Here is a 14,364-nt window from a genome sequence, read left to right as displayed (position 1 = left end):
TCCGCGGAAGATGTTGATAAAAATGGTATGAAAATGTCATGGTTCCCGTTATTATAAGCAGATGGCCGAGTTTTGGCTAAGGTGAAAATGGATTGTTCGACGAGGAGTATTATTGTGTTTAATAACCGTATGAATGGATTATTGTTAGGAGCATCGATCGTTGCTCTTTTGGCGGGATGTTCTTCAACGAAAGACCCCTTTCTAGCTCGGACACAACGTCCGGTAGAACAATGTATGCCGGGCACTTATCAAAATCAGGGAAATCCGCAAGATGCTTTCGGCGATCGCCACGTTTTGCGTTATGTGGTTAAAAAAGGCGATACGTTGTGGGATATTTCTAAGCGCTTTTTAGTCAAACCATGGTATTGGAAAAAATTGTGGTACAACAATCCTCAAATTCGCAATCCGCACTTGATTTATCCCGGCGACGTATTGGGTATTGTTGATGTTGGCGGCGAAAAACGAATTGGTATCATCGAAGCCGGCGAATATCACGGCGTTGATACCGGTCGCCAAACTAAAGATGGTCGCAAGATTTATAAATACAACCCCGGATATCGTGAATACAATTTCCACGATTTACCAATCACCATTTTAAATAAAGTGGTAGCGCCGTTTGTTTTGAAAACTGAAATCATGACACCGCAACAAGTGCAATCACTTCCCTTTATTTTTGGCGATGCCGGCGATTATTTAACGTTAACACAACAACAAACTTTCTATTCACGTAATCTCCCGAGCGGCGTTGAAAACTTCTCGATTTACCGCCCAGTGGGTAATTTTGTTGCCAATATGGATCAAGTCGATAAGGGTAAACAACCCATCATCGCCCAAGAAATGCAATATATCGGCGAAGTGGAAGTGGGTGAACGCGATGCACAAGGCATAACTAAATTGCACCCCATCGATGTGGCGCAAAATATTTTGGAACACGACGTATTAGTTCCGTCCGTGCCAGAAGAAGATTTTGACTACTTCCCGCAAATTCCGTCATCAAATTGCAACCGCGGTTATATCTTGTCTAATACCAATAAAACAACAACCAATATCAAGGAATTTGATACGATTGTTACCAGTTTTGGTCAAGATAACGGCGCACAAGTTGGCGATGTTTGGAAGATCGTCCGCCCCGGCCCGATGCGAGAACTTCAAGGACAAATGGTACAAATTCCTCATAAAGAAATCGGTTATTTGATGATTATCAAAGTTTATCCAAACTATAGTTTAGGATTTGTTTTGGATTCTCAACAAAATATCGATGTGACAGACTGGATTGTCCGTCCGTAATGAAAGATGATGAATTAGCCGCGTGGTGCGCGTTGTGGCGCGCCCCAGGCGTTGGTTCAAAAACATTCCATAACGTGTTGGCGACTTTCGGGTCGCCAACCCTTTTTTTTGCCAGTTCAGATCGCGAAGTGCAACAGCGTTTTTCAAACATTGCTCCAGAAAAATGGCAACCGTGGCACCGTGCCCAAAAAGAAACGGATTGGCAGCAAGATTTAACGTGGTGCGCTGCTGATCCCAATCGTCATATTTTGACGCTTGAAGATGCGCGTTACCCTGCTTTATTGCGCGAAATTACCGATCCGCCGCCGCTTTTATTCGTGCAAGGTGATGTGGATTTATTATCAGCACCGCAATTAGCCGTGGTTGGAAGTCGCCAGCCGACCGCTGCCGGCATACAAAATTGCACGCAAATTGCTCAAAAACTGGTTGAAAATGGTTTGCTGATTACCAGCGGCATGGCTTTGGGTATTGACGGCGCCGCACATCAGGCAGCTTTAGCAGTACACGGCAAAACGCTTGCCGTCGTTGGTACGGGATTAGATCGTGTTTATCCCGCGCGGCACCGTGAATTGGCGCATCAAATTGCCGCAAACGGCGCGATTGTGTCGGAATTTCCCGTGGGCACCGGCGTTCGCGCGCATCATTTTCCGCGGCGCAATCGCATTATCAGCGGGTTATCTTTGGGGGTTTTAGTGGTTGAAGCTTCAATTCAAAGCGGTTCTTTAATTACGGCGCGTTTGGCTGCCGAACAAGGTCGGGAAGTTTTTGCATTACCGGGTTCTATTCATAATCCGCTCGCGCGCGGTTGTCATCAATTAATCCGCGAGGGCGCAAAGCTCGTTGAATCTTATGAAGATATCGTGGAGGAATTGTTACCACTTGCCAAAGCAAATGTTGAATTACAACAGCAATTCCAACCGCATCACTTGCCGCAAAACGAGCCCCAAACGCATCAGGAATATCCAGCGAATAGTTTGGAAAATCGTTTATTAAATATCATGGGTTATGACCCGTGGCACGTCGATGATTTGGTGGAAAAAACGCATTTGACGGCTGCTGAAATTTCCGCCATGCTGTTAATGCTTGAGTTAGACGGTGCGGTGGCATCTTTATCAGGCGGTCGTTACCAACGAAGTCATAAGGAGTAAACAGATGCGCGAATCAGTGATTAACGTATTGTTTTATCTATTTGATGATATTTTGACCGAGCAAGATGGGCAAGAGGCAGATTTAAATCAAATGGCGCATTGGTTGAGTGAAGCCGGCTTTGCTCATGAAGATGTTGGACGGGCAATGGATTGGTTTTGCGAATTAGGAAAAATCGGCGATTACCAACCCATCATTCAAACAAATCCTGCCGTGCGCATTTTTTCTCCACAAGAAGCGTATTTTATCGATGAGGAAGGACAAGATTTTTTGCGCGGCTTGTGTCGTGCTGGTGTTTTAGATACCCAACTACAAGAAACGGTAATCGAAAGAGCCATTGCTTTGGAAGAACCTTTATCTTTGGAAACGCTTCATTGGGTGGTAATGATGGTTATCATGAATACGGGCGCTTCTGAAACCGTTTGGGAACGCAAATGGTCGCAAATATGGCTGGTAGATGATGACGATCATTCGGTAATGCAATAATCAGCAAACGACGATATAGGAAGTATCTTCGCATCAGAAGAAAAAAGCTTGATCCAAAAGGGATTTTAAATGAGTTATAAACACTTATTAATCGTTGAATCGCCCGCGAAGGCAAAAACTTTGCACAAATATTTAGGCAATGACTATGAAGTGCTTGCTTCTTATGGTCATGTGCGGGATTTGATTCCGAAAAACGGCGCGGTTGAGCCAGAAAACGATTTTGCCATGAATTATGAATTAATTGAACGCAATGCAAAGCACGTCGCTCAAATTGAAAAAGCATTAAAAAACGCAGACGAATTGCTTCTGGCAACTGACCCCGACCGCGAAGGGGAAGCCATCTCTTGGCATTTGTTCGAATTACTTCAAGAAAAAGGTGTATTAGCTGAAAAAACGGTAAAACGCGTGGTTTTTTATGAAATTACGCAGCGCGCGATTTTGCAAGCAGTTTCTGCCCCGCGCGATATCGAAATGAATTTGGTTAATGCACAACAAGCGCGCAGAGCGTTAGATTATTTGGTGGGCTTTAATTTATCGCCGTTATTGTGGCGCAAAGTACGTCCAGGGCTATCAGCAGGACGCGTTCAATCGCCGGCTTTGCGCATGATCGTGGAACGTGAGCGCGAAATTGATGCCTTTCAAGCGCAAGAATTTTGGAATATTACCGCCCATTGTCAGCAAAAAGAGGAGCCGTTTCTTGCGGAATTAACTTTATTTGCTGGCGAAAAGTTGGAGCAATTTTCGTTTACCGATGAGCAAAAAACGCAAACGGCAATTGAAACGCTTAAAAAACAAGCGCAAGGACAATTAACCGTTATTGACATTGTCAGTAAAGAACGAAAACGCAATCCCGCCGCACCGTTTACTACTTCTACTTTGCAACAAGAAGCCGCGAGAAAATTGCGTTCTTCAGCGCAAAAAACCATGCGCGTGGCGCAAAAATTATATGAAGCGGGTTATATCAGTTATATGCGGACGGATTCCGTACATTTGGCGCAAGAAGCGATTGAGGCTTGCCGTTTACTGATTGAGCAACAATACGGCGCCGTTTATGTGCCGCCCACACCACCGGTTTACACCACAAAATCTAAAAATGCACAAGAAGCCCACGAAGCTATTCGTCCCACCGATATTACGTTGGAAGCGGCGATGCTGTCGGCAGAAATGGGCGCAGATGAACGTCAACTTTATGATTTAATTCGTAAACGCACTTTAGCATCACAAATGGCAGCAGCCGTGATGGAGCAAACGAGCGTCGATTTATCCGCCGGCGATACGCAAAATATTTTCCATGCCACGGGTTCAATCATTAAATTTGCCGGTTTTATGAGTGTTTACTTAGAAGATCGGGAAGAATCTGCCGAAGAAAATATGAATTTATTGCCCAAAATGGATATTGGTGACGTTATCGTGTTGACGGATATCATCGGTTCGCAACATTTCACCGCGCCACCGCCCCGTTTTTCCGAAGCTTCATTAATTAAAGCATTGGAAGAATACGGCATCGGGCGACCGTCAACTTATGCGAGCATTATTTCCACGCTGCAAAATCGTGAATACGTTGAATCGAGTAATCGCCGTTTTGTGCCGACCACGATTGGCAAAGTGGTAAATGATTTTCTCACCAATCATTTTCAGCGTTACGTGGATTATGATTTTACTGCCGATTTGGAAGATGAATTAGACGCCATCGCGCGCGGTGAACAGGAATGGAAACCGTTATTAAAAGATTTTTGGGCACAATTTAAAGCGCAAATTGAGAAGAAAAGCGAAATTTCTCGAGAAGAAGTTATGCAAGCGCGAGAATTGGGCATGGATCCGAAAACAGGAAAAACAGTAACGGCGCGCTTTGGGCGTTTTGGGCCGTTTGTTCAAATTGGCAGCAAAGATGATGCGGAAAAACCTTTGTTTGCGAGTATTCCAGAAGATTGGGATTTTGAGAAAATTTCTCTAGAAAATGCATTAGAATTATTCAAACTCCCTCGTAATTTAGGAAAAACGGAAGAAGATGAAGAAATCGTCATCAATAATGGTCGTTTTGGGCCGTACGTCCGTTTTGGACGCAAATTTGTCTCCTTACCTAAAGACGAAGATCCGCTTACTATCAGCAAAGAACGCGCTTTAGAGCTGATCGCGTTAAAAAAAGAAGAAGATAGAAAAAAACATATAAAAGAAATAAAAAATGGTGATGATATCTTACAAGTTTTAAATGGTCGCTTTGGTCCATATGTAACAAATGGTAGTATTAACGCCTCGATACCGAAACATATTGAACCTGCAGCGTTGACGTTGGAAGATGCTTTGGCTTTATTGGAAAAAGCGCAAGAACGCAAAGTCAATAGAAAAAAGAAAGCCACCGAAAAAACATCGGAGAAAAAAGCAAAAACCACAAAAACAGCAAAAAAAGCGGCTCCGAAAAAATCGACCGCAAAAACAAAATCAACAAAGCAGGCAGAAAAGGGAATCAATCATGATTGAAATAGAGAACCGTAATGAAAACACATGAATTAGACGATTTACGCCATGGTTTTGGCTTTTTAATGTACGACACCACGCGCTTGATGAATAGTTATTACGATCGCCGCGTGCGCAGCTTTGGTATTACGCGTACGCAATGGACGCTTCTCACTTATCTCTCGCGTTATGAGGGCGCAAGTCAAACAAAATTGGCGGAATATATGGATCTCGCGCCGATGACATTAACCCGTCAAATCGATAAATTAGAGCACGACGGATTGCTCGATAGGCGACAAGATCCAACCGATCGGCGCACCAATTTGATTTATTTAACCGAAAAAAGCCAGCCGTTAATGAAACATATGCACGAAGTGGCAGTTGAGGCGCGCGAGGCGGCGTTGAAAAATTTTACGCCTGAGGAGCGCGAGCAATTGCGCAGTTATCTTTTAAAGATGCGCGATAATATGGCAACGGCTTAATTTTATTTATATACCCACGTTCTGTGGGTATATTCTTTTTTAAATTCAAAATAATGAAAAAAATTGTTCTCATTCACGGTTTATATTTGCGCCGTGAAATTATGGGCTTTTTAGCCAAAAAATTATCCCGTTTGGGTTATGAATGTTTAGCGGTGAATTATCCAACGTTGCGCCGCCCGTTAAGCAATAGCGCATCAATACTACTTCCGCAAATTACAACTTTTTCCGCGCAACAGCCCGTTTATTTTATTGGGCACAGTTTGGGCGGTTTAATGATTCGCCATCTTTATCACCAAGATCCCGATTTATTTTTGCAAAGTCGCGTGGTGACGCTGGGAACGCCGCATCAAGGCAGCCAATTAGCGCAATTCGTGCGCCGTTATCGTGGTCAATTTTTATTGGGCAATTCTTGGCAAAACGCTTTAGATGGAGGCGCTCCAAGCTGGAATGAAGCGATTCCCTTATTAAGTATTTCGGGATCACGCGCCATCGGCGTTGGCACTTTAATCCGTTTATTCCGTGAAGAAAATGACGGCACCGTTGCCGTTTCAGAAACGCGTTTGGCAACCGCACAACAACACATCACTTTGCCGGAAACGCATATGAGCCTGTTATTTTCAGAATCAACGGTCAACGAAATTCACCGCTTTTTTAGCGTATAAAATTTAATTTGTCGCCCAAATTAATTGACGTTTATCAGACAATAAAAAAGTCGCTTCAACGGTTGCTTTCGGCAAAAATCCCGCGCCGCGTTCTGCCCATTCGATAAAAATCAATTGCTGCGCTGGTTGCCATAAATCGGTTCCGAGATAAAGCAATTCGTCAGCTTCTGCCAGGCGATATAAATCGGCGTGGATAATGATTTGATTTTGATGCGTATATTCGTTAATTAAAGTATAAGTTGGGCTGCTAACGGCGCCGCGATAACCCATTTGATAAAGCCAGCGTTGCACGAATGTTGTTTTGCCGCAGCCCAAATCGCCGTGCAAATAAATAACGCCGTGTGAAAATACGGCGCGCAATTCTTCGATAACGGCATCGAGTTGCGCTATCGTTGTGATGTCAAAATAATGAGTCATCTTTTTCCTTTCGTTTATTCCTCAATATCGTGCGGCGGTTTTACCACATTACTTGTGCGTTGCCGAAACGATAACTTTTTCCAACTCTTTATCGATTACAATTAATATCATGTATGCTAATCACTATATTGTATTTGGTATCTCTTGTGCTTGTTTCATGATGAAATCGTCCTATTATTGAATAAAATTATTGGGGGAGGTTAAGGATGACACGCATTAATTTAGATTCCTTGGTTGATATTGATGGTTTTAAAGCGGTAGCGTTGGTGGATTCGGAAAGCGGTTTGGCGCTGGCAACGCAAGGGATTGGTTTGGATTTAGAATTAGCAGCCGCTGGAAATACGGAAGTGCTTAAAGCAAAACGGCGCGTTGTACAATCGCTCAAAGTAGATGATAACATTGAAGATATTCTCATTACTTTACGCAAAGGATACCATTTGATCCGCCCTTTAGAAAGAAATAAGAGTTTATTTCTCTATTTGGTTTTAGATCGCAGCCGTTCTAATTTAGCAATGGCGCGCCATGAATTGCGTACTTTTGAAAAAGAACTCAATTTTTCATAAAAATGGGTTTTTATGAAAGTTTTCCTTTTGAACAATGCCAAAATGTAAAAAATGCCTGAATATAAAAAAATTTGTTTACTTGGATTTACGCCTGATGCGGAACATATTTTAAAAGAAGTAATCGTTGATCACGATCCTTCTTACGTTATTCAATGGGTTCCGGCGAGCCACCCTTTGCTCGATGGCGTCGTCATTAATGCTACTTTTTTAGAAAGTTCTCAAGTGAGAAAATTTGTTACCAAAGTTCGCGCCAACGTGGTTTCTGCCTACAGCGATGAAGGAGACAAATTTTTATGCGACAAGCAAAATATTATTGCGATTAATCTCAAGGATCCGTCCGACCGCGAGTTGCGCGTTTGGTTAAATCAATTATTAACCACCGCCGAACGTCGGCCAACAACGCTTTTAAATAATACCGCGAAAAAAAATAAAACGCCTGCCGTTGCAACCAACAAAGATCTGGTATTGAAACAATTAAAAGAAGGGATTGATGTGGTATTGCGCGGCGTTTACCAAAAACAAAATACTTGGATCAAAGTCGCTTCCGGATTGGTGTATATCGATTATGCGCGGGAAAATGTCGCTGGTTATGAATTATGGTCATGGGAAAATGCTACTGATGACGAGATTCCGGACAGTGCACGGCAATTAAAACTCGATTTATGGTTATTTGAAGCACTCTGGCAATCGACGTTAGACGGGGAAAAATATATTGACACAAATGCGTTTTACCAACTCAACCGTTGGCCGCAACCTTTAAGCAAACAAGGGCGAACGGAAGTATTACGGTTGGCAGCTCATGCGCAAAATCACCCGGTCAATATGCATCAGTTACAAGTAAAAACCCATTATCCGCTGGAAAAAATTTCTAAATTTTTATTTGCAACCAGTTATGCCGGTCAAACGACTCTCGTTGAAGGAATGCGCAGTTATGTTGCTGATAAAAAACCGCATTTACCGCAAACAAAAGAAGAACAAAAGAAAAATGAAGAGAAGAAAAGTTTACTGGCGCGTTTTCGAGAAAAATTAGGTCTCTAAATTAGGAAAATTTAACCGATGAAGGAATATAAAATTATCTTTGCCGGCAGTATGGGTGCGGGAAAAACAACAGCAATCAAAGCGTTATCCGAAACGGAAGTGGTTTCCACCGATGTTGCTAACTCCGATCTAAAATCGCATAGCAAATTATTAACCACCGTTGGAATCGATTACGGTCAAATTGTTTTGCCGCCGGATACGAAAATCGGTTTATACGGCACCCCTGGTCAAGAACGTTTTGAATTAGTATGGCGAATTGTGACGGAAGGCGCCTTGGGCGCGATTATTTTGGTGGACAGTTCCACAGAAAAAGCAGCAGAAGAATTGCCTTATTATGTGGAATATTTTCATAAACACGATTTAAATAACATCGTCATTGGTTTGACGCATACGGATAAAAAAGGATTTTTGAGTTTATCGGAATGTTTTCAAATTCTGGAGAAAAAACAACTTCATTTTCCTGTTTTTGAAGTTGATTCTCGGGAAAAAGCAGATATTTTATTATTAATTGAAACGCTGATTGCTTCCATAGAAGCATCTCTTGTTTAGGATAGAAAATTATGGCGACACTTGAAGATTATCGGGAAAAAGCATTCGTAAATTACTGCAAAGCGGCATTAACTACTTTTGTGGAAGAAACACCAGGTGTGGAAGCCGTTTTAATCTCAACGCTCGACGGATTCGAAATTACCGCGTGCAGCCGCGATCGCGACAACACAGAAAGTGTTGCCAATTTAGCGGCGGTTGGTAGTTCATTATTTGCATTGGGCAGCTCGCTGGCAACGCAATTTGATCTGGGCGCCAGCCGTTCTATTACTATTGATAATGAAAAAGGCAAAGTGTACATTCAATCGATTTCCGGCGGCGAAAATAACACTTTGATTTTAATGCTCGAATCTGACCAACAAGCCATGTTGGCTCATATTTTATACGGATCCAAAAAACTTTCAGACAGCATCGGCAAACGTTTATCCCTCATGCGATAAAAATATCCCCGCGGTACGCGGGGAATTTAAAACTATCCAAAATCCAATTTTAATTACAAAGCAATTATTTTTGACGAATCAAATAATCAAACGCAGAAAGTGCCGCTTTTGCGCCCTCTCCCATCGCAATAATAATTTGTTTATACGGGACATTCGTACAATCGCCCGCGGCAAAAATGCCCGCCGTTGAAGTCTCGCAACGCCCGTTAATTTCAATTTCACCAAAACGCGTACGTTTCACCGCATCGCCTAAAAAAGCCGTGTTCGGAATCAACCCAATTTGCACAAATACGCCGTCTAATGCCAAAGTTTTTTCTGCACCGCTGGCGCGTTCTTGATAATGAATCGCGGTGACTTTGCCGTTTTCCGCAGCGATAGATTGCGTCATTACGCCGGTAAAAATTTCAATGTTATCGCGAGATTGCGCCGAATCGACTAAAACTTTATCCGCTTTTAACGTATCGGCAAATTCAAAAACGCTCACTTTTCGCACAATTCCGGACAAATCAATTGCCGCTTCAATGCCAGAATTACCGCCACCAATAACGGCTACGTGTTTACCTTTGAAAAAAGGTCCATCGCAATGCGGACAATAAGCAACGCCTTTGCCTAAATTTTCTTTTTCCCCTGGAACGCCTAATTCCCGCCATTTTGCGCCGCTGGCAACAATGAGCGCTTTCGTTTGAATACGTTCGCCCGTTTGCAAAATCACCACATGGGAGCCTTCGTGCGTTTCAACGCTTTTAACGGAAATATTTTCTTTAACGATGATAGCGTTGGCTTGAATATGTTCTTGTAATTGCAGCGCTAATTTGGAGCCAGTGGTTTCTTTAGTGCCGATTAAATTTTCAATACTCACCGTATCTTTCACTTGTCCACCGATGCGATCGGCAATCAACGTAACTTTTAACCCTTTGCGCGCCGCATAAATTGCCGCCGCCGATCCGGCAGGTCCACCGCCAATAACGGTTACATCTTGCAGCGGTAATTGTTCTTCTGCCGCCATTTTTTGCGCAAAATGTGGGTATTTTTCCAAAAGTTTTTCAATAATTTTTGCCGTATCGATTTTGCCGTTAATAAAGGATTGACCGTTTAAAAATACTGCCGGCACACCTTGAATATTGCGTTTTTCGATTTCTTCTTGGAATAAACCGCCGTCAATCATTTCGCTATGAATCAATGGGTTGAGCAATACAAATTGATTTAATGCTTGCACAACTTCCGGACAGTTATGGCACGATAACGAAACAAACGTTTCAAAATGTAAAGGCTCATCAATCGTGCGGATAAAATTTTGAATGCTGTTATCGAGTTTTAAAGCAGCGCCGCCGGCTTGCAACAACGCCAAAATGAGCGATGAAAATTCGTGTCCGCCGGGAATGCCCGAAAAATAAATGCCGGTTGCCTGATTATCCACTTCTAAAGTGAAAGAAATGGCGTTTCGCGCGCCCGAAAAATCACGTTCAATAACGTGTATTTTTTCAGAAACGCTGCTGATTTCTTCAAGGAATGTTTTCAATTCATCGCGTTTAGAATGGGTGCCCGTTTGCATCACAAAAGTGACGTCTTTGCTCAATGATTGGGCGTATTGTTTCACTGCATCTAGTAAAGATTGATCAATCATGGTCGTTATCCTCTTTTTTACGAAAAAGCCGGCATGAAGCCGGCTTCCATTGTTATGGTCATTTTTAAACAATTAGATTTTACCGACTAAATCAAGACTCGGTTTTAATGTTTCTTGACCTTCTTCCCAAGCCGCTGGGCAAACTTCGCCGTCGTGTTCGGCAACATATTTAGCCGCTTTTAATTTACGCAACATATCTTTGGCGCTGCGACCGATGTTGTCGTCTTGAATTTCAGCGGCTTTAATAATGCCTTCTGGATTGATCAAGAAAGTACCGCGATATGCCATACCGTCGGCTTCAATCATAACATCAAAGCTGCGCGCTAAAAGACCGGTAGTATCGCCAAGCATCGGATATTTGATTTTACCAATGGCATCAGAAGTATCGTGCCATGCTTTGTGAACAAAATGGCTGTCGCAAGAAATTGAATAAACTTCTGCGCCCAATGCTTTAAATTCATCATAATGTTTTGCGAGATCTTCTAATTCGGTTGGGCAAACGAATGTAAAATCAGCAGGATAGAAGCAGAAAACAGCCCACTTTCCTTTAACGTCTTCATGGGTAATGGTTTTAAATTCGCCGTTGTGGAAAGCGTCAACTTTAAATTCTGGGATAGAGCGATTGATGATAGGCATAGTGTTTACCTCGTTGTTTTAAATTTCACATCAATATTACGAAATTAATTGAGAAGTTTCAAGTATGATTTTTTTAATTTTGACTTTTAAAATATCAAAGGTAAAATTGATAAATAATTTATTTTATCGATGCATGCTGAGGATTTTTTATGATCACTTTAAGGCAAATTCAGTTCGCTTTAGCCGTTGCAAGGCACCAACATTTTAAACGAGCAGCGGAAGAATGCAATATTTCTCAATCCGCTTTATCGTTGGGCATTGCGGAAATGGAAAAAAATTTAGGCGTTGCGATTTTTGAACGTAACAATAAACAAGTTGTGATCACGCCGATCGGTAAAGAATTGTTGGATCGCGCCCAAAAAATCTATTTAGATGCACAACAATTAATGGAACGCGCCCACGCGGGACAAAATGATATGGGATTTGGCATGCATATCGGTTTTATTCCCACGATTGCGCCGTTTTTATTGCCCGTAGTTTTACCACTAATTCACAAAAGTTATCCTAATTTTTCATTAAATATTAATGAAGAAACTTCAGATCGTTTAATCAACGCGGTACAAACCGGACGTTTAGACGCTGCCGTTTTAGCGCTACCCTATGATATTGCTTCATTGGAAGAAAAAACGTTTGCCGAAGAAGATTTTTTTGCCATCATGCATAAAAGCCATATCTTATCGAAAGAAGAAAAAGTCACGCCCCATCAATTAAAAAATACGCAATTGTTACTGCTCGGTGAAGGTCATTGCATGCGTGATCAAGCGTTAGAAGTGTGCAAAATGAATAAAGATTTGGGGCAAACTCAATTTAAAGATGCCAGTTTGAACACGCTTATTCAATTAACCGTGAACAATATGGGTATTACTTTAGTTCCAGAAATCGCATTGCCACAAATGTATCAATACGATAATTTGCATATTTGCCGATTGTCAACGCCTGGTCCTCATCGAAAATTAGCCGTGGTAACGCGTCCTAATTATCCGCGGCATCAGGATCTTGAAATTTTATTAGATATTTTTTCTCAAGCAGTTGCCCAGTTGCGTAAACAGTGTTGATTTTGACGTTTTCATAACGCGTTATAACGATAAATAAGTTTCTGAAAACGACAAAATGCGCATTGCAATTTTTTTATTTGATTTTTTAGTATGATGAAGGTAGAAAGTAGCAGGATTGCCCGTCTAAATTTATATCGAGATTTTATTTTATGAGTATTTTATCAGCGTTAATTCTTATCACATTGTTGATTGTCGCTACAGCCTTTGTTTCTTGTGCAGAGTTAGGTTTAGCATCAGCGAGCAAAATTAAACTACAAGTTATTGAAAAAGAAGGCGATAAACGCGCCACAGATGTCATTAACATGCAGCAGCAGCCAGGCAGTTTTATTACAATCGTGCAAATCCTTTATAACGGTATTGCTATTTCTGCTGGGGGAATCGGCGAAGCAGCAATTAGTCCTTATTTTGTATCACTTTTTTCAACAGTATTTCCACAAAATATCGCTTCAATAATGAGTTCTATTGTGTCATTCCTACTGGTTACGTCGAGCTTTATCTTGCTAGCGGATTTGATGCCCAAAAGATTTGCCATGATCGTGCCAGAAAAAGTCGCCATTCACATGGTACGTCCCATGTTATTGATGATATTTATCCTCAAACCCCTTGTTTGGTTGTTTGATTCCATGGCAAACGCTATTTTTGAAATGCTTAACATTCAAATGACCCGCCAAGATCAGTTAACTTCCGAAGATATTTATGCCGTTGTCGATGCTGGTGCACAGGCAGGCGTGTTAAAAAAACAAGAACACTACCTCATAGAAAATATCTTCGAGATGCAAGAACGCACTGTTGCATCAACTATGAGCACACGAGAATATATTGTTTATTTCGATCAAAACGCAACCATTGAAGAAGTGTTCACCATCATATTGGAAAAACCACACAATCGCTTCTTGGTCTGTAATAAGTCATTAGAAAACGTCATCGGTTATATCGAAGCGCATACTTTCCTCGCGCTTTATTTACAAGAAAAAGAAATTTCTTTAAACGACAAACGAATTTTACATAAACCTTTATTTATTCCCGATACTTTATCGTTATACGACGTACTAGAAACGTTTAAAAATTCGGGGGAAGATTTTGCCGTGGTGGTCAATGAATATGCGTTGGTCGTAGGCGTTGTAACCTTAAAAGATGTAATGAGTATCGTGATGGGAGAGTTGGTTAATAGCGAAGAAGAACCGCAAATTATCCGCCGCAGCGAAGACAGCTGGTTGATTGATGGCACAACGCCATTAGAAGATGTGGTGCGTGCATTAGACATAGCAGATTTTCCCAACCCAGAATATTATGAAACTGTTGCTGGTTTTATGATGTACTCATTGAGAAAAATCCCTAAAATAACGGATAATATTATTTATTATGACTATAAGTTTGAAGTAGTCGATATAGATAATTTAAAAGTAGACCAAATATTAGTGACAAAACTCCAAAAGAATAAATCTGCTGTTGAAATTATAAAACCTATTCCTAATGAAAAAGTAAATGAGTGAGTAATTCAACATTAAAAATATTTGGAATTAATAGA

At 41.5% G+C, this 14,364-nt stretch carries 15 protein-coding genes; 12 read left to right on the top strand and 3 right to left on the bottom strand.

Annotated elements, in window-relative coordinates; all coding sequences use genetic code 11:
* Positions 1-114 precede the first annotated feature (114 nt).
* From AKG33_RS02855 to AKG33_RS02830, 6 genes are all read left to right on the top strand, one after another.
* The gene (locus AKG33_RS02855) at positions 115-1,287 is read left to right on the top strand and encodes a LysM peptidoglycan-binding domain-containing protein (protein WP_228369816.1); all 1,173 of its coding nucleotides are present in this window, start codon (positions 115-117) and stop codon (positions 1,285-1,287) included.
* Positions 1,287-2,435, top strand: coding sequence for a DNA-processing protein DprA (gene dprA / locus AKG33_RS02850; protein ID WP_050707909.1), 1,149 nt, complete (start codon positions 1,287-1,289; stop codon positions 2,433-2,435). Before AKG33_RS02855 ends, dprA begins: the two co-directional genes overlap by 1 nt.
* Positions 2,436-2,439: 4 nt before the next feature.
* Entirely contained in the window at positions 2,440-2,919 is a 480-nt protein-coding gene (locus AKG33_RS02845; RefSeq protein WP_011927904.1) for a DUF494 domain-containing protein, read from the top strand.
* 69 nt (positions 2,920-2,988) lie between these two features.
* A complete protein-coding gene (gene topA / locus AKG33_RS02840) occupies positions 2,989-5,397 on the top strand; it encodes a type I DNA topoisomerase (protein WP_011927903.1) in 2,409 nt (802 codons plus the stop codon).
* A 14-nt stretch (positions 5,398-5,411) separates the two neighbouring features.
* On the top strand, positions 5,412-5,855 hold the full coding sequence (locus tag AKG33_RS02835) for a MarR family winged helix-turn-helix transcriptional regulator (RefSeq protein ID WP_011927902.1): 444 nt from the start codon (positions 5,412-5,414) through the stop codon (positions 5,853-5,855).
* 53 nt (positions 5,856-5,908) lie between these two features.
* Positions 5,909-6,517 (top strand): lipase family alpha/beta hydrolase, encoded by a 609-nt coding sequence (locus AKG33_RS02830; protein ID WP_011927901.1) that lies wholly within the window; start codon positions 5,909-5,911, stop codon positions 6,515-6,517.
* A gap of 3 nt (positions 6,518-6,520) precedes the next feature.
* Here the strand turns inward: AKG33_RS02830 and tsaE are convergent, their stop codons facing one another.
* Positions 6,521-6,934: a tRNA (adenosine(37)-N6)-threonylcarbamoyltransferase complex ATPase subunit type 1 TsaE gene (gene tsaE, locus AKG33_RS02825; RefSeq protein ID WP_011927900.1), complete on the bottom strand. Its 414-nt coding sequence runs from the start codon at positions 6,932-6,934 to the stop codon at positions 6,521-6,523.
* A 206-nt stretch (positions 6,935-7,140) separates the two neighbouring features.
* On the opposite strand from tsaE, the gene AKG33_RS02820 reads away from it, so the two are divergent.
* Genes AKG33_RS02820 through AKG33_RS02805 form a run of 4 tightly spaced genes read left to right on the top strand, consistent with a single transcriptional unit; the run spans position 7,141 to position 9,521 of the window.
* The gene (locus tag AKG33_RS02820; protein WP_011927899.1) at positions 7,141-7,497 is read left to right on the top strand and encodes a roadblock/LC7 domain-containing protein; all 357 of its coding nucleotides are present in this window, start codon (positions 7,141-7,143) and stop codon (positions 7,495-7,497) included.
* A 51-nt stretch (positions 7,498-7,548) separates the two neighbouring features.
* Positions 7,549-8,535: a hypothetical protein gene (locus AKG33_RS02815; protein ID WP_011927898.1), complete on the top strand. Its 987-nt coding sequence runs from the start codon at positions 7,549-7,551 to the stop codon at positions 8,533-8,535.
* A gap of 18 nt (positions 8,536-8,553) precedes the next feature.
* Positions 8,554-9,084, top strand: coding sequence for a GTP-binding protein (locus AKG33_RS02810; RefSeq protein WP_011927897.1), 531 nt, complete (start codon positions 8,554-8,556; stop codon positions 9,082-9,084).
* Between the two features lie 11 nt (positions 9,085-9,095).
* Positions 9,096-9,521, top strand: a complete 426-nt coding sequence (locus AKG33_RS02805; RefSeq protein ID WP_011927896.1) for a roadblock/LC7 domain-containing protein — start codon at positions 9,096-9,098, stop codon at positions 9,519-9,521.
* Positions 9,522-9,585: 64 nt separating this feature from the next.
* Here the strand turns inward: AKG33_RS02805 and ahpF are convergent, their stop codons facing one another.
* Together ahpF and ahpC are read right to left on the bottom strand one after the other, a co-directional pair.
* The gene (ahpF, locus tag AKG33_RS02800; RefSeq protein ID WP_050707908.1) at positions 9,586-11,145 is read right to left on the bottom strand and encodes an alkyl hydroperoxide reductase subunit F; all 1,560 of its coding nucleotides are present in this window, start codon (positions 11,143-11,145) and stop codon (positions 9,586-9,588) included.
* Between the two features lie 72 nt (positions 11,146-11,217).
* The gene (gene ahpC / locus AKG33_RS02795; protein WP_011927894.1) at positions 11,218-11,781 is read right to left on the bottom strand and encodes an alkyl hydroperoxide reductase subunit C; all 564 of its coding nucleotides are present in this window, start codon (positions 11,779-11,781) and stop codon (positions 11,218-11,220) included.
* 149 nt (positions 11,782-11,930) lie between these two features.
* Between ahpC and AKG33_RS02790 the strand changes: the two genes are divergently transcribed.
* Together AKG33_RS02790 and AKG33_RS02785 are read left to right on the top strand one after the other, a co-directional pair.
* A complete protein-coding gene (locus AKG33_RS02790; protein WP_050707907.1) occupies positions 11,931-12,836 on the top strand; it encodes a hydrogen peroxide-inducible genes activator in 906 nt (301 codons plus the stop codon).
* Between the two features lie 149 nt (positions 12,837-12,985).
* The gene (locus AKG33_RS02785) at positions 12,986-14,329 is read left to right on the top strand and encodes a hemolysin family protein (RefSeq protein ID WP_011927892.1); all 1,344 of its coding nucleotides are present in this window, start codon (positions 12,986-12,988) and stop codon (positions 14,327-14,329) included.
* The last annotated feature ends 35 nt before the right edge of the window (positions 14,330-14,364 follow it).

This window comes from Dichelobacter nodosus, assembly GCF_001263335.1.
GTDB classification, from domain to species: domain Bacteria; phylum Pseudomonadota; class Gammaproteobacteria; order Cardiobacteriales; family Cardiobacteriaceae; genus Dichelobacter; species Dichelobacter nodosus.
The sequence above is the reverse complement of the archived record's forward strand: the minus strand, read 5'-3'. Positions and strand labels throughout refer to the sequence as shown.